The following is a 22,258-nucleotide window of genomic DNA, read 5'->3' on the forward strand; positions in this document are numbered from 1 at the left end:
CCGCCGCGCCTGGGTTTACAAGACTTCGAACACGCCGGCAGCGCCCATGCCGCCGCCGATGCACATCGTGACCACCACGCGCTTGGCGCCGCGGCGCTTGCCTTCGATCAGCGCATGGCCGGTCAGGCGCTGGCCGCTCACGCCGTAGGGGTGCCCCACCGCGATGGCACCGCCGTTGACGTTGAGGCGGTCCATCGGGATGCCCAGCGTGTCGGCGCAGTACAGCACCTGCACGGCGAAGGCTTCGTTCAACTCCCAGAGGTCGATGTCGCTGACCTTGAGGCCCAGCTTCTTCAACACCTTGGGCACGGCGAACACCGGGCCGATGCCCATCTCGTCGGGCTCGCAGCCTGCGACCGCAAAACCCAGGAAGCGGCCGAGCGGCTTGTAGCCGCGCTGCTCGGCGAGTTTTTCGCTCATCAGCACGCAGGCGCCCGCGCCATCGCTGAACTGGCTGGCATTGCCGGCCGTGACCAGGCCACCGGGCAGCGCGGGCTTGATACTCGAGATGCCTTCCTTGGTGGTGCCTGCGCGCAGGCCTTCGTCTGCGCTGATGGTCACCTCTTTCGTGCGCAGCCCCAGCACCGGGTCGGCAACGCCGGCGCTGGTGGTCACGGTGACCATCTCGTCGTTGAACTTGCCGGCTTCTTGTGCAGCGCAGGCTTTCTGCTGGCTGGCGGCACCGTACTCATCCATGCGGTCGCGTCCGATGTTGTAGCGCTTGGCCACTTGCTCGGCCGTCTGCAGCATGCTCCAGTAGATCTCGGGCTTGTGCTCCTTGAGCCAGCCATCGGCCGCCATGTGGCGGTTGGCTTCGTTCTGCACGCAGGAGATGCTCTCCACGCCGCCGGCCACGTAGACGTCACCCTCGCCCGCGATGATGCGCTGGGCGGCGGTGGCGATGGTCTGCAGCCCGCTTGAGCAGAAGCGGTTGATCGTCATGCCGCTCGCGGTGATCGGCAGCCCCGCGCGCAGCGCGATCTGGCGGGCGATGTTGCCGCCGGTGGCACCTTCTGGCGTGGCGCAGCCCATGATGACGTCATCGACCTCGGCCCCTTCGATGCCGGCGCGCTCCACCGCCGCCTTGACGGCGAAACCGCCCAGCGTCGCGCCATGCGTCATGTTGAAGGCACCCTTCCAGCTCTTGGCGAGCGGCGTGCGGGCGGTGGAAACGATCACGGCTGATGTCATGGGGTACTCCGGGGGTGGCGGTTGTGGTGTCAGGCCGCCTTCTGGGCCGGCATGTAGATGCTGTTCTTGGGCTTGGCGAACACGGCACGCAGTGCGGGTTCGAACTCGTTGATGGGCAGTGTCTCGCCCTTGGGGTCGAAGGCCGGGTTGTCATACAGCGCGCAGAACTCGGCCGTGCGTTCGTACGACGGGTGGCCACTGAACTGGTCGCGCAGGTTGCGGTCCAGCCCGAGGTGATGGAAGAAGTAGTAGCCCTGGAAGATGCCGTGGTTCTGCACCATCCAGAGGTTCTCGGCGCTCACGAAGGGCTTGAGGATGGCCGCGGCAATGTCGAAGTGATTGGCCGGTCCGAGTGTGTCGCCAATGTCGTGCAGCAGCGCGCAGACAACGTACTCGTCGTCGCGGCCATCCTTCAAGGCACGCGTGGCGGTCTGCAACGAATGGGTATAGCGGTCGACCGGGAAGCCGCCGTAGTCACCTTCGAGCAGCTTCAGGTGCGCCATCAGCCGCTCGGGCAGGCCGCGCTGGAACGCACCGGCCTCCTCCTTGATGATGGCCCAGTCGTCGGCCGTGCTGGTTTCCATGCGGGTGAAGGTGGCGCGCTTCATGGTGTGTGTCTCCTGGGTTCTGCCTGGGATCTGATGCGTGTCGTTCGTCAACGCGGGTTCAGCTGAACGTCTTGCCCTCGGCGGCGAGCTTGGCGAGCAGTGGTGCCGGCTCCCAGAACTTCGCGTCGTCGAGCGGGTTCTTCTGGAAGCGCTTCATCGCCGCCACCACGTTGAAGAGGCCCTGCGTGTCGGCGTAGCACATGGGGCCGCCGCGGTGGGCAGGGAAGCCGTAGCCGGTGAGGTAGACCATGTCGATGTCGGAGGCGCGTGACGCGATGCCTTCCTCCACGATCTTGGCGCCTTCGTTCACGAGCGCGTACACTAGGCGCTGCACGATCTCTTCGTCGCTGATCTTGCGCGGGGTGATGCCTTTCTCGGCACGCACTTTCTCGATCATCTCGACCACCTCCTTCGAAGGGATGGCGTCGCGCTTGCCCGGCTTGTAGTCGTACCAGCCTGCGCTGGTCTTCTGGCCAAAGCGGCCCATCTCGCACAGCACATCGGCGGTCTTGCTGTAGAGCATGCCGGGCTGCTCGATGGCGCGGCGTTTGCGGATATACCAGCCGATGTCGTTGCCGGCCAGATCACCCATGCGGAAGGGGCCCATCGCAAAGCCGAACTTCTCGATCGCCTTGTCGACCTGCTCGGGCGTGGCGCCCTCTTCCAGCAGGAAGCCGCCCTGGCGCGAGTACTGCTCGATCATGCGGTTGCCGATGAAGCCATCGCACACGCCCGAGACCACGCAGGTCTTCTTGATCTTCTTGCCAAGCGCCATCACGGTGGCGAGCACGTCCTTGGCGGTCTTCTCGCCGCGGATCACCTCCAGCAGCTTCATCACGTTCGCCGGGCTGAAGAAGTGCGTGCCGATCACATCCTGCGGGCGCTTGGTGAAGGCGGCGATCTGGTTCACGTCGAGCGTGGAGGTGTTGCTCGCGAGGATGGCACCGGGCTTCATCACCTCGTCGAGCGCCGTGAAGACCTTCTCCTTCACGGCCATGTCCTCGAACACGGCCTCGATCACCATGTCGGCGTCTTTCAGGTCGGCGTAGCTGAGGGTGGTGCTCAGCAGCGCCATGCGGGCGTCGAGCTTGTCTTGCGAGAGCTTGCCCTTCTTGACCTGCGCCTCGTAGTTCTTGCGGATGGTGGCGATGCCGCGATCGAGCGCCTCCTGCTTCATCTCGAGGATAGTCACCGGGATGCCGGCGTTCAGGAAGTTCATCGAAATGCCACCACCCATGGTGCCGGCCCCGATCACCGCGATCTTCTTGATGTCGCGCAACGGCGTGTCGGCGGGCACGTCGGGAATCTTGCTCGCCGCGCGCTCGGCCACGAACACGTGCCGCAGGGCGCGGCTTTCGGGTGTGAGCATCAGCGCCTGGAAGGCCACCAGTTCCAGCCGCATTCCTTCGTTGAACGGCTTGTAGACGGCATTCGCCACAGCTTCGACGCACTGCAACGGCGCAGGATAGTTGCGCGACATCGCCCCCACCGTGTTGCACGCAAACTGGAAGTAGCCATCCGGGTTGGCATGCGTGGCCTTGAGATTGCGCACGAGCGGGAGCTGTCCGTTCTTGCCACCACGATCAGCGACTTCAGCCGCGAATGTGAGGGCGGCCGCGACGACATCCGCATCCACCAGCTCGTCGAAGAGCTTCTGGCCGGGCAGCGCCGCCAGCATCTCGGCCTTCACCGCATCGCCGCTCACGATCATGTTGAGTGCCGCCTCGACGCCGATCACGCGTGGCAGGCGCTGCGTACCACCCGCACCAGGGATCAGTCCGAGTTTCACTTCAGGCAAGGCGACCTGCGTGCCCTTGGCCACCACGCGGTAGTGGCAACCCAGAGCCAGTTCCAGCCCGCCCCCCATGCATACGCCGTGGATGGCAGCCACCACCGGCTTGCTGCACGCTTCGAGTGCCGCGATCACGCTCAGCAGGTTGGGCTCGGCCAGCGCCTTGGGCGAGCCGAACTCCTTGATGTCCGCGCCACCGGAGAAGGCATTGCCGGCGCCAGTCACCACGATCGCCTTGACGGCCGTATCAGTCGAGGCTTTCTCCAGGCCCTCGGTGATGCCCAAACGGGTCGCGAGCCCGAGCCCGTTCACGGGCGGGTTGTTCAAGGAGATGACAGCAACGCTGCCGCGCAGTTCATAGGTGGCGCTCATGGCGGTGGCCCTCAGAGGTTGCCAGACAGGCAAAAGAAAAAACGAACGATCGTTCGAGTCTAGAAAGCACAACGGCCGGCTCCTGTCTCGTCAGCGACAAAACGCACGTGCGATTTGTCGTTCGGAGCCAGTGCCGGCCGGTGTGGCGGCTGAGACTGCGGTCGATCTTAGACCTCCAGCCACTCCTTGCGAACGCTCGTATTGGCGCGCAGTTCGTCAGGGGTGCCCTCGAACACCACCTGCCCATGCCCCATCACGTAGCAGCGCTCGGAGATCGACAGCGCGATGGTCAGCTTCTGCTCGACCAGCAACACAGAAATCCCGCGGCGCTTGAGTTCCTTGAGGTACTCGCCGACCAACTCGACGATCTTCGGGGCCAGACCTTCGGTCGGTTCGTCGATCATGATCAGGTCGGGGTCGCCCATGAGCGTGCGGCACAGCGTCAGCATCTGCTGCTCGCCACCCGACAGCACGCCAGCCTCGGTGTGCTGACGCTCCTTCAGGCGCGGAAACATCTGGTACATGTCGTCGAATGACCAGCGCGGCTTCTTGCCCTTGCCCTTCTCGCCGAGCATCAGGTTCTGGTGCACGGTGAGCTTGGGGAAGATGTCGCGGTTCTCGGGCACGTAGCCAATGCCGGCATGCGCGATCTCGAAGGCCTTCTTGCCGAGGATCTCCTTGTCGCGAAACTTCACCGACCCATGGCCATCGACCAGGCCCATGATGGTCTTGACCGTCGTCGAACGACCCGAACCATTGCGGCCCAGAAGCGCCACGATCTCGCCCGGCCTCACGTTCATGTTCACGCCATGCAGCACATGGCTCTTGCCGTAATAGGCGTGCAGATCTTGCAGTTGAAGCATCGTCATGTTCAGTGCCCCGCAGCTTGCTGATCGGCCAGCACGGAGCCAAGGTAGGCCTCTTGCACACGCGCATTGGCGCGCACGGCTTCTGGCGTGTCGAAGGCAATCACTTCGCCGTACACGAGCACGGCGATCTTGTCGGCGAGGCCGAACACCACGCCCATGTCGTGCTCCACCGTGAGCAGCGTCTTCCCGACGGTGATCTCACGAATGAGGTCGATGAAGCGCGACGTTTCGCTCTTGCTCATGCCGGCCGTGGGCTCGTCGAGCAGGATCACGCTCGCGCCACCGGCAATGGTGATACCCACTTCGAGCGCACGCTGCTCGGCATAGGTGAGGTTCATTGCCGACTCGTTGCGCTTGGTCTCCAGCTTGATCATCTTGAGCACCTGCTCGGCGCGATCATTGGCATCGTGCATGTTGGCAAGGAAATGCCAGAACACATAGCGATAGCCCATCGACCACAGCACGGCGCACCGGATGTTCTCGAACACCGACAGGCGACCGAACAGGTTTGATACCTGGAAGCTGCGCGCCAGTCCACGGCGATTGATCTCGAACGGCCGAAGCCGGTCGATACGCTCACCGTGCAGCTTGATCTCGCCACTGCTGAGGCCGAAGCGGCCGCTGATCAGGTTGAACAGCGTGGATTTGCCGGCACCGTTCGGGCCGATCACGGCCACACGTTCGCCTTCCTTCACCTTGAGTGAAGCACCACGGATGATCTCGGTCTTGCCGAAGCTCTTGCGGCAGTCGTTGAGCTCAAGCGCCCAACCGCCCTTGTTGTTTGTTGCCACGTTGCCCTGGCTCATGCAGCACCTCTGCGGTGATTCGCTTTCTCGATCTCTTCCTGGATGCCGTCCCACGTCAGCTTGAAGTGGCGACGCACCACTTCAAACAGGCCTCCGCCCACCACTAGCAGCGCAGCCGCCGTCAACCAGTGAGACATCTCCTTGACGTTGAGCACCTGACCAAGGAACTTGACGGTGTCGCCCGTGCCCGACTCCAGCTGGTAGTGATAGACCATCTCGATGATGGCCGACAGGCCGAGCAACCACATCACCGTGGTGACGATCAGCCCCGCGTATGGCAACAGCAAGCGGCGGAACTTGCCGAAGCTGGCCACACGAATGTTCATCACCACCAGGCTGGCGATGCCGCCCGGCGCGAACATCACCATCACCAGGAACACGATGCCCAAGTAGAGCAACCAGGCCTTGGTGATCTCGGACAACAGCACAAAGGCCAGCACTGACAACACCGCGCCGATGATCGGGCCGAAGAAGAAGAGTGCTCCGCCCAGGAAGGTGAACAGGAGATAGCCACCTGAACGCGTTGCGTGCACCGATTCGGCCGTCACGATCTCGAAGTTGAGCGCGATCAGACCGCCACCGATGCCGGCGAAAAAGCCGGCAATGATGAACGCCATGTAGCGCACCACCTGCGTGTTGTAGCCAATGAACTCGACCCGCTCCGGGTTGTCGCGTACGGCATTGAGCATGCGACCCAGCGGGGTGCGAGTCAGCATGAACATGAGGCCCGTGCAGATGAAGCAGTACACGGCGATCAGGTAGTACACCTGGATCGCAGGCCCGAAGGTGATGCCGAAGATGGGCTGACCCACCACCCGGTTGCCGCTCACGCCACCTTCGCCCCCGAAGAAACCGGAGAACATCAGCGACATGGCAAACACGAGTTCACCGACGCCCAAGGTGATCATCGCAAAGGTATTGCTCGATTTCTTGGTCGTCACCCAACCCAGGATCGCCGCGATGGCCGCACCAGCAATACCACCGACCACGGGCACCAAACTGACCGGAATCGGCAGCGTGCCGGCGCTCGCAAGATTGAGTGCGTGAATGGCGAAAAAGGCGCCCAGGCCGGTGTAGACGGCGTGACCGAAGCTCAGCATGCCGCCCTGACCCAGCAGCAGGTTGTAGCTGAGGCAGATGATGATCATGTAGCCGATCTGAGACAGCACGGTGAGCGCGAGACTGCTCTTGAACAGCAAGGGCGCGATCAGCAACACGAGCGCGAACCCGCCCCAAACGAACAGGCGGCCAAAGTTGAAGGGCTGGAACTGGAAATACTGTGTCTTGCTCATGTCAGCCCTCGCGCGTACCCATCAAGCCCTTCGGGCGGAAGATCAGCATCAGCACCAGCAGCAGATACGGCAGGATCGGTGCAACTTGCGAGATCTTCAGGTCGAGCAGCGCATAGCCAAAGGTGGAAGGAGAAACGTTGACGTTCATCGTGTTCAGGGCGCCGAGCAGTGATTGGTCCATCGCCACAGCGAACGTCTGAACGACGCCGATCAGCAGCGACGCGGCGAACGCCCCGGCCAGTGAGCCGAATCCGCCAACCACCACCACCACGAAGATGATCGGGCCGACGGCCGCCGCCATGCCCGGCTCCGTGACATAGGCATTGCCACCGATCACGCCCGCAAGGCCAGCCAAGGCGGCACCTCCGCCGAACACCATCATGAAGACGCGCGGCACGTTGTGGCCGAGCGATTCAGACATATCCGGGTGAGTCAGCGCGGATTGAATGACCAGGCCGACGCGCGTCTTGGACAGCAGGAGCCACAGCGAGAGCAGCATCAGGAATGCCACCAGCATCATGAAGCCGCGATACATCGGGAACTGCGTTCCGTACAAGGTGAATAGCGGGCCACTCAGTGCCTCGGGCACCTTGTAATCGACTGGCAGGCGGCCCCAGGTGAGTTGCACCAGTTCGAGCATCACGAAGGACAGACCGAAGGTCACGAGAAGTTCAGGCACATGGCCGAACTTGTGCACGCGCCGCAAGCAAAAGCGCTCGAACGCCGCGCCCAGCAGGAAGGCCACGAGTGGCGCGACGATCAGCGCCGGCCAGTAGCCCACGTATTTCGTCGTGGTGAAGGCCGTGTAGGCCCCGAGCATGTAGAAGCTCGCGTGGGCGAAATTGAGCACGCCCATCATGCTGAAGATCAGGGTCAGCCCCGAGCTCAGCATGAACAGCAGCAGCCCATAGCTGACGCCGTTCAATAGCGATATGGTGAAGAACTCCATCGCGTCGTTTGGTCCAAAGGTGAGAGTGAAAAACTCGCAAGCGCACGCGTGGGAGTGCGGCCTTGCTCGAAGCGGCGTCCTGACGAAATGGGCGCCAGCGTACTACGTGGCGCAGCGCAAAGCGCGTCGCGGTCGAGACAAATCAATCGTCTCTTTTGCGGCAACCCAATACAAATCGGACCGTAGTTGAAATTCTTGAGGCGTGCGCTAGGGAGTACCCCGTTGCAACGCACAAAAGAGGCAAGCCCGTGAAGGCTTGCCTCTTTGCTCGGAAGGCAGTCCCACGGCCTAACGAGGCCATCGGACTTTCTGCGCGATCAGCCCGGACGCTTCATCTGGCAAGTGGTCGGGGTGCTGGCCACATAGGGCTCGAACACCTTTTCCGCGATCCAGGTATTGCCGGTGTTCTCGCGGTTCACCGGGTTCTTCTTGTCGACCTTGCCCCAGCTTGCCAGGTACAGGGTCTGCTGAAGCTGGTGATCGCTGGCGCGCATCTGGACATCGCCCGAATACGCCTTCACCGTCAGACCTTCCATCGCCTTGGCAACCTTCACCGGATCGGTGGACTTCGCCTTGGAGATCGCTCCGCCAAGAACGTCAAACACAGACAGCGAGGTGGCGGTGCTGAAGTCTTCACCCTTGAAGCGGGTTTCGAAGGCCTTCATGGTGTTCTGGTACTCACCCGGCAGGTTGGGGTAACCCGGGTACACATAACGGATCTTGCCCAGGCCGTAGTCGCCAATGGCTGCAGGCGTGCCTGCTGCACCAGCGTAGTAGGTGTACCAGTTGACGTCCAAGCCAGCGTCCTTCGCAGCCTTGAACAGCAGGGCCATGTCATTGCCCCAGTTGCCGGTGATCACGGTGTCGGCACCCGACTGCTTGATCTTGGCAACGTAGGGTGCGAAATCCTTCACCTGGGCGATCGGGTGGAGGTCTTCACCGACGACTTGCACATCGGGACGCTTGCGAGCCAGGTTTTCCTTGGCGAACTTGGCGACCTGGTGACCGTGCGAGTAGTTCTGGCCAATGATGTAGACCTTCTTGATGGACTTGTCGTCCTTCATGTAGGTCGTCATGGCTTCCATCTTCATGGACGTGTCAGCGTCGAAGCGGAAGTGCCAGTAGTTGCACTTGCTGTTGGTCAGGTCGGGATCCACTGCTGCGTAGTTGAGCAGGACGACTTCCTTGCCGGGGTTGCGCTCGTTGTGCTTGCTGATTGCATCGACCAGTGCCATGGCGGGCGCTGAGCCGTTGCCGTTGACGATGTAGCGGATGTTCTGGTCGATGATTGCCTTCAGGACGCTCAGGCTTTCCTGTGCCGAACCCTTGTTGTCGAAAGGAACGATCTCGTACTTCACGCCAGCTGGGTTGCCCTTGCCGCTCTTGAGGTCCGCGACCGCCTGGAAGGTGTGCAGGATGTTGGTACCGATATTTGCCATCGGGCCCGAAAGGGGGTCGACAAAGGCCAGCTTGACAGTCTCACCGGCCTGGGCGAACGCCGCGCTTGCGCTCAGCGCAAGCGCCGCCACGCCTGCCAGACCTACCACGTTTTTGCGGAACTTCATCAACTTCTCTCCTTGAGTACGAAATGCGAACTGCGCAACATTAACTGAAGATTTTGCTGGGTAGATTCAAGGATTACCCGGAATTTGCACAACAGTGCAATACAAACCGCACTGCAGAACTGCCCATTTTCAGGACGCGGGCAACCGATGCTCTTTGAACGATTCCCGCAGCTTGAGTTTCTGGATCTTGCCGGTGGCCGTATGAGGGATTTCGCTAACGAAGACGACGTCGTCGGGGATCTGCCACTTGGCAATTCGACCCTCGAAGAAGCCCAGCACCTCATCGCGCGAGACCTCGGCGCCCGGCTTCTTGACGATCACGAGCAGCGGCCGTTCGTCCCACTTCGGGTGTCGACAGGCGATCGCCGCGGCTTCGTGCACTGCCGGGTGCGCCATGGCGATGTTCTCCAGGTCGATGGAGCTGATCCACTCGCCGCCGGACTTGATGACGTCCTTGCTGCGGTCGGTGATCTGCATGTACCCGTCGGCATCGATGGTGGCCACATCGCCGGTCGGGAACCAGTCGAGCCCTTCGACCTTGACCAAGGGGGAGTCGCTGCGCTGAAAGTAGCTCGCGATCACCCACGGCCCGCGCACAACCAGATTGCCTGACGACTTGCCGTCCCAGGGCAGCGGCTTCTCGTCGTCGTCCAGGATCAGCATGTCCACGCCATAGACCACGCGCCCCTGGGTGAACTGCAGCTTCTCCTTCGCGTCCTTGGACAACTCCACATGCTTGCCCTTGAGTCGCGCGAGCGTGCCCAGCGGCGACATCTCGGTCATGCCCCACGCATGGATGACTTCCACGCCGAAATCGTCTTGAAGAGTGCGCAGCATCGAGGGCGGGCAGGCCGACCCGCCAATGACGGTGCGCTTGAAGGTGCTGAACCTCAGCTTGTTCTGCACCACGTAGTTGATGAGCCCCAGCCACACGGTGGGCACGCCCGCGCTGAAAGTGACCTTCTCCGACTCGAACAGTTCGTAGAGCGATTTGCCGTCGAGATGCGGCCCGGGCATGACCAGCTTCGCACCGACGAGCGGGCCTGAATATGGCAGGCCCCATGCGTTGACATGGAACATCGGCACCACCGGAAGAATCACGTCCTTGGCGGAGCAGCCGAGCGAATCCGGCAAGGCGCTCGCGTAGGCGTGAAGCAGCGTGGAGCGATGGCTGTACACGGCGCCCTTCGGGTTGCCGGTGGTTCCGGACGTGTAGCAGATGCTCGAAGCCGTGCTCTCGTCGAACTCGGGCCACGCGTAGTCGCCGTTCTCTGCGTCGACCAGCTCGTCATAGCAGAGCAGCTTGTCGATCGTGGTGCTGGGCGGCATGTGCGCCCGATCGGTCATCAGCACGAAGTGCTTGACGCTCTTGAGCATGGGCGCAAGCTTCTCGACGAGCGGCAGGAAGGTCAGGTCGAAACACAGCACGCCGTCCTTGGCGTCCTCGGCGATCCAGACGATCTGCTCCGGAAAGAGCCGCGGGTTGATGGTGTGACACACCAGTTCCGAACCAGACGCGCCGTAGTAGATCTCCAGATGGCGGTAGCCGTTCCAGGCCAGGGTGCCGACCCGGTCGCCGGGCTTGCAACCCAGCCGTGCGAGGGCCTGCGCGAGCTTTCGTGAACGCAGTTCGCAATCCTTGTAGGTGTAGCGGTGGATGTCACCTTCGACGCGCTTGGAGACGATCTCCGTGTCCGCCGAATGGCGCGCCGCATGCTTGATGAGCGACGAGATCATCAACGGCATTTCCATCATCTGACCGAGCAAACGCGACATGTCCAACTCCAGGAAAAAACTGCTGCGATGCAACGATGATAGGAACGCACGAAGGCGCTGAATTCCTGCTGTTTACCCCTAGGCCCGCCCGGTCAAGATCCCGTCGCTAAACTGCCGCGATGCCTGCAGTATTCGACGACGTTTCCGCCCCCCCTGTGCTGGGAGCGCGCTGGACGAATCGTTTCGCGTCGCTCGGCGACACCTACTTCACTCCCCTGCCCCCGCAAGGTCTCCCGAGCCCGCATTGGGTGGCCTGGAGTGAAGCTTGCGCACAGGCACTCGGCCTGACGCATCAACCACGCGACGACCTCACCTTGCAGGTGCTGAGCGGCAACGCACTTGGCACAGGCATGCAGGCGCTGGCCAGTGTCTACAGCGGCCACCAGTTCGGTGTGTGGGCGGGCCAGCTCGGCGATGGCCGCGCGCACTGGCTGGGCGAGCTGGATACGCCGAGCGGTCCGATGGAGATTCAGCTCAAGGGTGCCGGGCTCACGCCGTACTCGCGCATGGGCGATGGCCGGGCGGTGCTTCGTTCATCGATCCGCGAGTTCCTGGCGTCAGAGGCAATGGCGGCTTTGGGCGTGCCAACGACGCGAGCCTTGTGCGTCACCGGGTCGAGCCTGCCGGTGCGGCGCGAGACCGTAGAGACCGCGGCGGTGGTCACGCGCGTGGCGCCCAGCTTCATCCGGTTCGGCCACTTCGAGCACTTCGCTCACACCGCCGAGAACGTCGAGGCGTTGCGCGGGCTGGCGGATTTCGTCATCGCTGCGTACTACCCGCAGTGTCGCGATATGCCACAACCTTACGTGGCGCTGCTCGAGGCGGTGTCGATCCAGACGGCAGAGCTGATGGCGCATTGGCAGGCGGTCGGCTTCTGCCACGGCGTGATGAACACCGACAACATGTCCATCCTGGGGCTCACCATCGACTATGGCCCGTATGGCTTTCTCGATGCCTTCGACCCCGGGCACGTCTGCAACCATTCCGACCACCAGGGCCGCTACGCCTACGCGCGGCAGCCCAACGTGGCGTTCTGGAACCTCCACGCGCTGGCTCAGGCGCTCCTTCCCCTGATTGGCGAGGGCGAAGCTGCGAGCGAGTCGGCGCTTGAGGCGCTGGAGGTCTACAAGGCGCGATTCCAATCGGCGATCGAGAACAAGATGCGCGCCAAGCTGGGTCTGGCAACCGCACAGCCCAGCGATCGCGATCTCATCGACGGCCTGCTCAAGCGCATGGCGAGCGACAAGTGCGATTTCAGCATCACCTTTCGCAGGCTGGCCGAGTTCGGGGCCGCGGCAGATGCCGGTGGGGCATCCGTTCGCGACATGTTCATCGACCGCGAGGGTTTCGACGCCTGGGCCGGCGACTACGCAATCCGCCTGCGTGCCGAGGGCAGCATCGACGCCGAACGGCGAGAGCGCATGAATCGCACCAACCCCAAGTACGTGCTGCGCAACCATCTGGCCGAAGAGGCCATTCGGTCCGCGCAGCAAGGCGACTTCAGCGAGACGAATCGCTTGCTGAAAGTTCTGATGCGCCCGTTCGACGAACAGCCCGAACATTCGGCGTACGCCGACTTCCCGCCCGAGTGGGCGCAATCGATCGAGGTGTCCTGTTCATCATGAGTGATTACAAAGTCAAGAAGACCGACGCCGAGTGGCGCGCGCAGCTCGACCCCATGCAGTACGAGGTGGCCCGCCATGCAGCCACCGAGCGCGCGTTCACCGGCAAGTATTGGGATCACTTCGAGCAGGGGCAGTACAACTGCGTCGGTTGCGGCATCCCGCTGTTCCGGTCCGACACCAAGTTCGACGCCGGCTGCGGCTGGCCCAGCTACTGGGAGCCGGTCAACAGCGAAGTCATCGAGCGCGTGGTGGACAAGAGCCACGGCATGGTGCGGGTCGAAGTCCGCTGCAACAACTGCGGCTCGCACCTCGGCCATGTATTCGAGGACGGCCCCGAGCCCACCGGCGAGCGCTTTTGCATCAACTCCGCGGCGATAGACTTCAAGCCCACTCCCTGAACGACGGTTCGACTCCCTCGAACCCGCCCCCGCGCCGATGAAACTCCTCCTCGATTTCCTGCCGCTGCTGCTGTTCTTCGGCACCTTCAAGTTCGCCGAGGCCCACAAGGATTGGGCGGCCACCTTCGCCAGCACGCACCTGGGCTTCATGGTGTCGGGCGGCGTGGTCGGCGTCGAAGAGGCGCCTGTGCTGCTGGCCACCTTGATCGTGATCGTGGCTACGGTGGTCCAGGTGATCGTGCTCAAGGCCATGCGCCGCAAGATCGACCTGATGCTGTGGATCACCCTCGCGCTGGTCGTGGTGCTGGGCGGCGCCACGGTGTGGTTCCACAACGCAACCTTCATCAAGTGGAAGCCCAGCGTCGCCTTCTGGGCCATGGCGTTGGCGCTGTGGGCCAGCCAGACCCTGTTCGGCAAGAACCTGCTCAAGTCGATGATCGGCGGGGAGCTCAAGCTGCCCGATGTCATCTGGCAACGCCTCAACTTCGCGTGGGTGGCGTTCTTCGCGATGATGGGCTTGATCAATGTGTACGTGGCGTACAGCTACTCCACGTCGACCTGGGCCACCTTCAAGGTCTTCGGCGTTTACGGTCTGATGATCGTCTTCACGGTGGCGCAGGTGCTCTACCTGAGCAGGCACCTGAAGGAAGAAGGCGCGGGCGAAGCGGCCTCGCCCGATCAGCCGAGCTGAGGTCTCGCCATGGCCGTATCTGCTCAAGACATCGAATCTGCGCTGCGCGACTCACTGCAGCCCAGCGCCCTCGAGATCACCGACGACAGCCACCTGCACGCCGGCCACGCCGGGGCCCGTGAAGGGCGCCACTTCAGCGTGCGCATCGTCAGTGAACGCTTCGCCGCTGTGCCCCGCGTACAGCGGCATCGGCTCGTATATGATGCCCTTCACCTCTTGATTCCGCGCGGCATCCACGCGCTTGCCATCGACGCCCGCGCGCCGGGCGAAAGCTGACCTCTCTGCTCCTGCGCTCCAACCCGGCCTCGGGTGCAGAGTCGGTGCTCTCGGCCCCCACCCCTTTCCCTCTCTCCGCTGTCGAAAGACCCTCGCCCATGAAGAACCTGTCCTTTGCCGCCCGTGCTTCGCTCGTGGCCGCCGCCATCGCCCTGGCCTGCCCGCTGGCCGTTCAGGCACAGAACATCGCCATCGTGAATGGCAAGCCGGTGCCCAAGGCCCGCGTCGATGCCCTGATCGACCAGGCCACCAAGCAAGGCCAGCCCCGCACGCCTGAGCTCGAAGCCCAGGTGCGCGACGAAGTGGTGCTGCGCGAGATGTTCATGCAAGAGGCCGAAAAGCGCGGCCTCGCCGGATCGCCCGAATACAAGACCCAGATGGAACTGGCTCGCCAGAGCATCCTGATTCGCGAACTCTTCGCCGACTACACGAAGAAGAACGAAGTGACCGATGCCGAGATCCAGGCCGAGTACGACAAGTTCAAGGCGCAATCGGGCGGCACCGAATACCACGCCCGCCACATCCTGGTCGAGAAGGAAGACGAGGCGAAGGCGTTGATCGCCCAGATCAAGGGCGGCGCCAAGTTCGATGACCTGGCCAAGAAGTTCTCCAAGGACCCGGGCTCGGGCCAGAACGGCGGCGACCTCGACTGGGCCAATGCCAACTCGTACGTGCCCGAGTTCTCGCAAGCCATGCAGGCGCTCAAGAAGGGCGAGATGACGCAGACGCCGGTGAAGAGCCAGTTCGGCTATCACATCATCTTGCTCGAAGACACCCGCACCGCGCAGTTCCCGAGCCTGGAAGAAGTCAAGCCGCGCATCAAGCAAGGCCTGAACCAACAGCGCCTCGCCAAGTTCCGCGAGGAGGTCAAGGCCAAGGCCAAGACCGACTACAAGTTCTCCAACTGACGAGCCGCAGCTTCGTCAACAAAGGCGCTCTTCGGAGCGCCTTTTGTTTTATGCGGCAGCGAGGCGCCCGGCCTCGATGCGCAGTTGGCGGTCGCAGCGGGCGGCAATGCCCCGGTCGTGCGTGACGAGCACAAGCGTGGTGCCGGCTTCGCGGTTCAGCTCGAACATCAGCTCCATCACCTTCTCACCGGTGGCGAAGTCGAGGCTGCCGGTGGGTTCGTCTGCGAGCAGCACGGAAGGCTTCACGACAAACGCGCGGGCCAGCGCCACGCGCTGCTGTTCGCCACCCGACAGCACCTTGGGGTAGTGCCCCAGCCGCTCGCCCAGCCCCACGCGCTGGAGCATTTCGATGGCCAGGATGCGCGCGTCGTTGCGGCCCTGGAGTTCCAGCGGGAGCATCACGTTCTCGAGCGCCGTGAGGTTGCCGAGGAGCTGGAAACTCTGGAAGACGAACCCGAGCTGCGCCGCACGCACGGCCGCGCGTGCGTCTTCGTCGAGCTTGAAAAGATCGTGGCCGGCGAGGCGAACTGTTCCGGTGCTCGGCGTGTCCAATCCCGCGATGATCGACAGCAGTGTGCTCTTGCCAGAACCACTGGCGCCCACGATCGCGGCCGACTGCCTTCGTGCCAGCGTGAAATCGATCTCGTGGAGTATCGTGAGCGTGCCACTGGAGTCTTGAACCTGCTTGGTGACGCGCTCGACGGCAATGATGGTTTCAGACATGAAAGGCGTGTCTCGGATGGGAATGTCGCGCAGGAAGATGCTGTTTCACTGTACCGCGCTCGCGCTGGCGACGGCGGGCCTGCCGGTGATGGCCGCAGGCGACCCGGTGATTCTGGTCGTGGGCGACAGCCTCTCGGCCGAGTACGGGCTCGAACGTGGCAAGGGATGGGTGGCGTTGCTGGAGCAGCGGCTGGCCAAGCAGAAGCTGCCCGGCAAGGTGATCAACGCCAGCATCAGCGGCGACACCACCTCGGGTGGCCGCTCGCGGCTGCCGGCCTTGCTCAAGCAGCATCAGCCCAGCATCGTGATCCTCGAACTCGGTGGCAACGACGCACTGCGCGGCCTGCCCCTGAGCATGACGCGCGACAACCTCACCGCCATGGCCCGCGCTAGCAAGGCGGCCGGTGCCAAGGTGCTGATCGCCGGCATGCAGGTGCCACCCAACTACGGGCGCAAGTACGGTGACGATTTCGCGGCGCTGTTCGCTGGCGTGTCGCAGGCCGAAGGCACTGGCCTCGTCCCGTTCCTGTTGAAGGGCGTGGCCGACGCACCGAACGCCGAGTCGCTGTTCCAGGCAGACCGCATCCACCCTCGCGAACAGGCGCAGCCCGCGATGCTCGACAACGTCTGGGTGGCGCTCAAGCCGATGCTGCGCTGATCGCGCACTGGCCGCAGCGCTCCTGCCAGCGCTCCAGACACCGCCCCCGCTACCGCGCCTGATTGCGGGGCATTCCGCGGTCACCGCCCGGGCTGTTGTCGGAGCGCTGCTGTTGCGGCGGGCCCGACCGGTCGTGCCCACGCCCACCCACCTGCGGTTGCTGCTGCGGCGCCTGTTGGGGCGGCTGCTGCGGCGGCTGGCGGAAGACCGGCGGCTGCGCCACCTGGGGCATCTGATGCGGTGCCTGGATCTGCGGCGCCTGCATTGGCGGGGATTGAACGGCACGCGGGGGCGGCCCTGGCATCTCGTGATGGCGCCGGCGCTCATCGCTGCGGTACACCGGTGGCGCTGTGGCGCGATCCGGTGGGCCGCCTTCGTACGGGGGTTGGCGGCGCGTGCGTTCATCGCGGTCGTGCCGGTCATTCCTGTCGTCGCGGCCATCGCGCTCGCGGGGCGCAGCCCAGGCGGGTTGGTTCACCTGTGGCATCGCATTCGCACCGGGCGGAGGTCGGCCGTTGTCGCGCGGGCCATTGCCGTAACGCGGCGGATCGTGGGGCCGCGGCGCGGGCGTGGGCTCGATGCCACCAGGCGGCCGGGGCCGGCCCGGGCCGTTGTAGTCGCGCCCCGGGGGCGATCCAGGCAACTGGCCAGCCACCGGGCGATCGGGCGCGCGGCCAGGCACATGCCCAGGCGCAAATCCGGGGCGCCAGCCGCGCGGGTCGACGGCCGCCGGGCGCTGGCCGCCTGACCAGCGCGGCGGCCCGGCCACGGGCGCCTCGGCGCGCGGGCGGTCGTGGGCCATGTCGCGCAGCACCTGGTCGTTGACGCGGCCGATGGATGGAGCCACCGGTTGCCGGCGCTCCATCACCGTGCTCGGCACCACCGTGACGGCACGCGACACGCCGCGATTCATGTAGCGCGCGCTGGCCATGTACTGACCCGGGTTGTTGATGATGGTGGTCACGTTGGTGATGTTCGTCACGTGCGTCACGTTGACGTTCTGAACATACCGCGGGCTCACACGATAGCCGGGCACATATACCTCGCGGGGCCCGAGCGGGAACCAACCCACAGTCGGCGGCCCACCCACGCGCACCGAGACGTTCACGCCCGGCCCGCCCATCCAGGCCACCAGTGCCGGCGCGTAGACAGGGCGCGCCACGTAGCGGCCCGGCGCCCAACCCCAACGGTCACGGTAGTAGACCCAGCGGCCATAGTGAAACGGCGCAAAGCCCCAGGGAGCATCGTCGACCCAGGTCCAGCCCCAGGGGCGCACCCAGGCCCAATGACCCATGCGGTAGGGCGCCCAGCCGGAAGCCACGACGCGCGGCGTCCAGAGCACGCCGTACTCGGTGGTCTGTTGCCATGCGCCGTACTGGTCGAGGTCTTCGACGCCCGTCATCTCGGGCGACACGTAGCGCGTGGCCACGGCGCGGTCTTCCATCTCGTCGCGTGCGAGGCCCCAGGTGGTGAAGGCATCGCGCGCAGGGCTGCTGATCACGTACTGCGGCGCACCCCGCTCCTTCCAGAACTCGGCCTGCTGCCCCTGCATCACGGTGAGCGCAGTGCCATCGCTTTCGTACACGGCCTGCCCGCTCAAGGCGGTGGCGTGGCTGGTTTCGCCGTTGCGGTCGAAACGGTAGTTGCCCACCGATTCGAGGCGGAACCGGCCCTCGTCGGTGACGACGCCAAACTCGCTCGCGGATTCACGCGTTCGCACGCGTGCGCTCAGACTGCCGGCGCGCAGGTTCAGGTCGATGCGCTCATCGTCGAGGCGCAGCACATCGACTTCGGTGTTGGCGGCCACGCGGAACACGCTGGAGCCCACCCTCACCTCGGCCCGGCCATCGCCTTCGGTGGAGATGCGGTCCCCGGTGGTGATCGGGCGGTTGCGCACGGCGGTGATCCACTCGTTCGCTTCCGTGTCGAAGACCCAGACCTTGCCATTCAATTCGGACACCCGACCCACACGGCCCGGAGGGTCCTCACCATCGGCCGCGAGGCACGCGAACGACAGCAACCCGGCCAATGCCAGGCCGAGAAGGCGCCCCAGCCAAAGCCAGGGTGAAGGGGAAGTGACCAGGTTCTTTTGCATGAGCGTGTCTCGATTCGATGGCACGGAACCGCCGAGGTTCCTCCTTCAACGCACGCAAATGAACTCAGGCTGACGACAGAAACGTTTCTTCGCAATCGGCGGCCGGCGCCGCACGCGGATTAGGGCCTGTTCACACTAAATGAGCCCCCACGTGACTCATCAAAAGCCCGCCAACAAGGCGCAAAGCGCAGCTGTAGCACTTGCTACAGCGAGCATTTGCAACGCCGTGGGCGGGCTTTTGATGAGATCACCCGAAGGGCCAAGGCCTGTGGGCGCGCACGGCGGCGTTGCAGCCTCGTTGTGTGCCGCGGGCACACGGCCTCGGCCGCGCCTTGCCGTCCACGCCCACAGGCCTTGGCGTGGGGGCTCATTTAGTGTGAACAGGCCCTAGTCGTCGTCCGACGCGTCCAGGCCGGGGAACAGCACGCTGGTGTAGCCAAAGCGCGAGAAGTCGCGCACCCGCATCGGGTAAAGCTTGCCGATCAGGTGGTCGCACTCGTGCTGGACCACTCGCGCATGGAAGCCCTCGGCCTCGCGATCAATGGCCTGCCCTCGCGGGTCGAAGCCCGTATAGCGGATGCGGGCAAAGCGCGGTACGACCCCACGCAGGCCGGGCACGGAGAGGCACCCTTCCCAGCCTTCTTCTTCCGCCTCCGACAACGGCGTGATCGTCGGGTTGATGAGCACAGTCTCGGGCACGGGCGGCGCCTCGGGGTAGCGATCGTTCTTCTTGAAGCCAAAGATCACCAGCGCGAGATCGACGCCGATCTGCGGCGCCGCCAGGCCCGCGCCATTGGCCGCGTGCATGGTGTCGAACATGTCGGTGATCAGCGCCTTCAACTCCGGGGTGTCGAAGTGCGTCACGGGTTGGACCACGCGCAGCAGGCGCGGGTCGCCCATCTTGAGGATTTCGCGAACAGTCATGCGTGCATTCTGATGGATGCTCGCCGCACGCAAGCACGGACACACACGGCCGCGACAGTCGCATGTGGTAGTTTCCGAGCCTCGCGCGCCGCCCCTCCCTGCCCCATGCACCGCCTTCAACATGCTCGACTCCGCCGCTGGATGATCCAGTGGTCGCTGTCCTTGCTGGTGCTGGTTCAGTTCCTGGGCCTGCTGCACGGCGTGGCGCACCGTCCGCACCTGTCGGCAAGTGCCGCCACGCTGGCGGAGCGGGCCAGCACGGGCGCGGACAGTCGCGCAGTCAGCCACAACCCGGGCTTCGGCCACGAGCACGGCACCCTCGAGTGCCGGATCTTCGATCACCTCGCACACGCTGACCTCGCCTTCGGTGACGTACCGGCGCTGCATTGCGAGGTGGGCGCCACGCCGCAAGCGGCGCATACCGCCGAAGGGCACACGCCCCGGTTCGAGCGCACCTACGCCGCCCGAGCGCCGCCCGCTGCGGCCTGACGCGGCAACGCGTCTTTCTTCCTCCTCCCCTTCGTTTCCTTCCATCGAGCGTGGCCGCGCCTGTGCGCGCCGCGCATGCACGCCTATTTTTCCGAGAGCCACTCTCATGCATACCCCTGCCCGTTTTCCTCGTGCCGCGCTGGCCAGCGCCATCGGCACCGCCCTGGCTTCCATCACCCTGTCGTCCCTCGCCCAAACGCAGACGGCGGCCCCCGCGCCGGCGCCAGCCGCCAGTTCATCGACAACCACGCTGCCGCCCGTCGTCGTCACCGGCAACCCGCTCGGCAGCCGCGACCTCGCCCTGCCGGTCACGGTGCTCGAAGGCGATGCGCTCACGCTGCGCCGAGGCAGCACGCTCGCCGACACACTGAGCGGCACGCCCGGCGTGTCGTCCACATGGTTCGGCCCCAACGCGAATCGCCCGGTGATCCGCGGCCTCGACGGCGACCGGGTCCGCATGCTCAGCAACGCCGGGGCTTCGCTCGATGCCTCGGCACTGAGCTTCGACCACGCCGTTCCCATCGACCCGCTGCTCGTCGAGCGCGTCGAGGTGCTGCGAGGCCCTGGCGCCCTGCTCTACGGCGGCAATGCCATCGGCGGAGTGGTCAACGCGATCGACAACCGCATCCCCGCCGACCGCGTGGACGGCGTCGGCGGCGATGTCGAATTGCGCGGCGGCGGCGCTCAGTCGGAGCGAGGCGGCGCCGCGCTGGTCGAGGCGGGCAACGGTCGTCTCGCCTTTCACGCCGATGCCTACAGCCGCGAAACCAGCGACCTGCGCGTGCCGAACTACACCCCCATCGAAGACGGAACCCCACTCGCACCCACCGAGCGGGTGCGCAACTCCGCGAGTCGCACACGAGGCGGTGCCGTGGGCGGCACGGTGTTCTTCGACCAGGGGCACCTCGGGCTCTCTGCGGACACCTACGACAGCCGCTACGGCGTGGTCGTGGAGCCCGACGTGACGATCGACATGAAGCGCGATCACGTGGGCCTCGCCGGCGAGCTGCGCTTCGACGGCGCACCGATCCGAAAGCTCAAGGCGCTACTCAACCATACGCGCTACGAACACCAGGAGCTGGAAGGCACGGGCGAGGTCGGCACCACGTTCGAAAGCTCCGGCAACGAAATCCGTATCGAGGCACAGCACGCCCCGATCGGCGCCCTGCGCGGCACGGTCGGCGTGCACACCGAAGACATCGATTTCTCGGCCCTCGGTGAAGAAGCCTTCGTCCCGTCGACCCGCACGCATCGCCAAGCCCTCTTCTTGCTGGAAGAACTGCCCTGGAGTGGAGGCACGCTGAGCGCCGGCCTGCGCCTCTCACGCGAACGGGTGGCCTCCGATGGCGACGCCGACCCCGCAGACGCTCGCTTCGGCCAGGCGATGGAGCGGCGCTTCTCGCCCCAGAGCGCCTCGCTGTCCAACGTTTTCAAGCTGACGCCCGAGTGGTCGCTGAGCGGCGCCGTCAGCCTGAGCGAACGTGCGCCGACTTCGTACGAGCTGTACGCCAACGGGGTGCACGTGGCAACAGGCGTGTACGAGCGCGGCGACTCGGCGCTCGACACCGAACGCGGCACCAATCTCGACGTGGCGGTGGAATGGTCTTCCGGCCCGAGCCGCTGGCGCCTCGGCGCCTTCGGGGCGCGGTTCTCGAACTACATCGCACTCGAGTCGACGGGGACCGACATCGATGTCGATGGCGAAGGCTTCGGCGAGTACGCCTACCGCCAGATGCGTGCGCGCCTCTACGGCATGGAGCTCGACGGTCAGCAGCGCCTGATCGACGGCCCCACCACGCTGGACTTCACCGGCAAGGTGGACCTCACGCGCGGCGACAACACCGAATCGGGCGAACCGCTGCCCCGCCTCGCGCCGTTGAACGTACGGGTCGGCCTCGACGTGGGCCACGGCCCCTGGAGCGGGCGCATCGAACTCGACCACGCCGGCCGCCAGGACCGCGTACCGGCCGACGACGTGGCCACGCCGGGCTACACGCTCGTGAACCTGTCGCTCTCGCGCAAGTTCACGCTCGCGGGCAGCGCGGGCCTGTGGTTCGTTCAGGTGCAGAACGCTGGCGACAAGCTGGCCTACAACGCCAGCAGCATCCAGACGGTGCGCGAGCTCGCGCCGCTGCCCGGACGAGCGCTGAAGGCGGGCGTGCGCCTGAGCTTCTGAGCGGCGGCCGGTCGCCCGCCGGATTCGTGCGGCAATTCGCGAGTGCCGCACGGGCGGCGGAACTTTGTCATCATG

At 64.7% G+C, this 22,258-nt stretch carries 20 protein-coding genes; 8 read left to right on the forward strand and 12 right to left on the reverse strand.

The window, feature by feature from the left end; all coding sequences use genetic code 11:
- Positions 1-15 precede the first annotated feature (15 nt).
- From AC1KAR_RS01490 to AC1KAR_RS01530, 9 genes are all read right to left on the reverse strand, one after another.
- A complete protein-coding gene (locus AC1KAR_RS01490) occupies positions 16-1,191 on the reverse strand; it encodes an acetyl-CoA C-acyltransferase (protein WP_480314000.1) in 1,176 nt (391 codons plus the stop codon).
- A gap of 29 nt (positions 1,192-1,220) precedes the next feature.
- Positions 1,221-1,799 carry an HD domain-containing protein gene (locus AC1KAR_RS01495; protein WP_480314002.1) on the reverse strand — a complete coding sequence of 193 codons (579 nt, stop codon included), beginning with the start codon at positions 1,797-1,799 and terminating at the stop codon, positions 1,221-1,223.
- A 58-nt stretch (positions 1,800-1,857) separates the two neighbouring features.
- Positions 1,858-3,963, reverse strand: a complete 2,106-nt coding sequence (locus AC1KAR_RS01500) for a 3-hydroxyacyl-CoA dehydrogenase NAD-binding domain-containing protein (RefSeq protein ID WP_480314004.1) — start codon at positions 3,961-3,963, stop codon at positions 1,858-1,860.
- Positions 3,964-4,130: 167 nt separating this feature from the next.
- The gene (locus AC1KAR_RS01505) at positions 4,131-4,826 is read right to left on the reverse strand and encodes an ABC transporter ATP-binding protein (RefSeq protein WP_480314006.1); all 696 of its coding nucleotides are present in this window, start codon (positions 4,824-4,826) and stop codon (positions 4,131-4,133) included.
- Between the two features lie 8 nt (positions 4,827-4,834).
- Positions 4,835-5,638, reverse strand: coding sequence for an ABC transporter ATP-binding protein (locus tag AC1KAR_RS01510; RefSeq protein WP_480314008.1), 804 nt, complete (start codon positions 5,636-5,638; stop codon positions 4,835-4,837).
- Entirely contained in the window at positions 5,635-6,930 is a 1,296-nt protein-coding gene (locus tag AC1KAR_RS01515) for a branched-chain amino acid ABC transporter permease (protein WP_480314010.1), read from the reverse strand. Before AC1KAR_RS01515 ends, AC1KAR_RS01510 begins: the two co-directional genes overlap by 4 nt.
- A 1-nt stretch (position 6,931) precedes the next feature.
- The gene (locus AC1KAR_RS01520; RefSeq protein WP_480314012.1) at positions 6,932-7,879 is read right to left on the reverse strand and encodes a branched-chain amino acid ABC transporter permease; all 948 of its coding nucleotides are present in this window, start codon (positions 7,877-7,879) and stop codon (positions 6,932-6,934) included.
- Between the two features lie 317 nt (positions 7,880-8,196).
- On the reverse strand, positions 8,197-9,444 hold the full coding sequence (locus tag AC1KAR_RS01525) for a branched-chain amino acid ABC transporter substrate-binding protein (RefSeq protein WP_480314014.1): 1,248 nt from the start codon (positions 9,442-9,444) through the stop codon (positions 8,197-8,199).
- Between the two features lie 129 nt (positions 9,445-9,573).
- Positions 9,574-11,220 carry a 3-(methylthio)propionyl-CoA ligase gene (locus tag AC1KAR_RS01530; protein WP_480314016.1) on the reverse strand — a complete coding sequence of 549 codons (1,647 nt, stop codon included), beginning with the start codon at positions 11,218-11,220 and terminating at the stop codon, positions 9,574-9,576.
- A gap of 119 nt (positions 11,221-11,339) precedes the next feature.
- Here AC1KAR_RS01530 and AC1KAR_RS01535 point away from each other — a divergent pair, with 119 nt between their 5' ends.
- From AC1KAR_RS01535 to AC1KAR_RS01555, 5 genes are all read left to right on the forward strand, one after another.
- Positions 11,340-12,845: a protein adenylyltransferase SelO gene (locus tag AC1KAR_RS01535; protein ID WP_480314018.1), complete on the forward strand. Its 1,506-nt coding sequence runs from the start codon at positions 11,340-11,342 to the stop codon at positions 12,843-12,845.
- Positions 12,842-13,243 (forward strand): peptide-methionine (R)-S-oxide reductase MsrB, encoded by a 402-nt coding sequence (gene msrB, locus AC1KAR_RS01540; RefSeq protein ID WP_480314020.1) that lies wholly within the window; start codon positions 12,842-12,844, stop codon positions 13,241-13,243. The genes AC1KAR_RS01535 and msrB overlap by 4 nt, the downstream gene beginning before the upstream one ends.
- 37 nt (positions 13,244-13,280) lie before the next feature.
- Positions 13,281-13,934, forward strand: a complete 654-nt coding sequence (locus tag AC1KAR_RS01545) for a septation protein A (protein WP_480314022.1) — start codon at positions 13,281-13,283, stop codon at positions 13,932-13,934.
- A gap of 9 nt (positions 13,935-13,943) precedes the next feature.
- Positions 13,944-14,210 (forward strand): BolA family protein, encoded by a 267-nt coding sequence (locus AC1KAR_RS01550; RefSeq protein ID WP_480314024.1) that lies wholly within the window; start codon positions 13,944-13,946, stop codon positions 14,208-14,210.
- 98 nt (positions 14,211-14,308) lie between these two features.
- On the forward strand, positions 14,309-15,118 hold the full coding sequence (locus AC1KAR_RS01555; RefSeq protein ID WP_480314026.1) for a peptidylprolyl isomerase: 810 nt from the start codon (positions 14,309-14,311) through the stop codon (positions 15,116-15,118).
- 48 nt (positions 15,119-15,166) lie between these two features.
- On the opposite strand, the gene AC1KAR_RS01560 is transcribed toward AC1KAR_RS01555, so the two are convergent.
- The gene (locus AC1KAR_RS01560; RefSeq protein ID WP_480314028.1) at positions 15,167-15,841 is read right to left on the reverse strand and encodes an ABC transporter ATP-binding protein; all 675 of its coding nucleotides are present in this window, start codon (positions 15,839-15,841) and stop codon (positions 15,167-15,169) included.
- A 16-nt stretch (positions 15,842-15,857) separates the two neighbouring features.
- Here AC1KAR_RS01560 and AC1KAR_RS01565 point away from each other — a divergent pair, with 16 nt between their 5' ends.
- Entirely contained in the window at positions 15,858-16,499 is a 642-nt protein-coding gene (locus AC1KAR_RS01565; RefSeq protein WP_480317715.1) for an arylesterase, read from the forward strand.
- 49 nt (positions 16,500-16,548) lie between these two features.
- Here the strand turns inward: AC1KAR_RS01565 and AC1KAR_RS01570 are convergent, their stop codons facing one another.
- Positions 16,549-18,594: a DUF6600 domain-containing protein gene (locus tag AC1KAR_RS01570; RefSeq protein ID WP_480314030.1), complete on the reverse strand. Its 2,046-nt coding sequence runs from the start codon at positions 18,592-18,594 to the stop codon at positions 16,549-16,551.
- 387 nt (positions 18,595-18,981) lie between these two features.
- Positions 18,982-19,518 (reverse strand): peptide deformylase, encoded by a 537-nt coding sequence (def, locus tag AC1KAR_RS01575; protein WP_480314032.1) that lies wholly within the window; start codon positions 19,516-19,518, stop codon positions 18,982-18,984.
- A gap of 105 nt (positions 19,519-19,623) precedes the next feature.
- Between def and AC1KAR_RS01580 the strand changes: the two genes are divergently transcribed.
- Both AC1KAR_RS01580 and AC1KAR_RS01585 read left to right on the forward strand, forming a co-directional pair.
- Positions 19,624-20,007 (forward strand): hypothetical protein, encoded by a 384-nt coding sequence (locus tag AC1KAR_RS01580; RefSeq protein ID WP_480314034.1) that lies wholly within the window; start codon positions 19,624-19,626, stop codon positions 20,005-20,007.
- 106 nt (positions 20,008-20,113) lie between these two features.
- Positions 20,114-22,183: a TonB-dependent receptor gene (locus AC1KAR_RS01585; RefSeq protein WP_480314036.1), complete on the forward strand. Its 2,070-nt coding sequence runs from the start codon at positions 20,114-20,116 to the stop codon at positions 22,181-22,183.
- Positions 22,184-22,258: the final 75 nt, after the last annotated feature.

The sequence above is a fragment of the Piscinibacter sp. PDB1-1 genome (genome assembly GCF_056675995.1).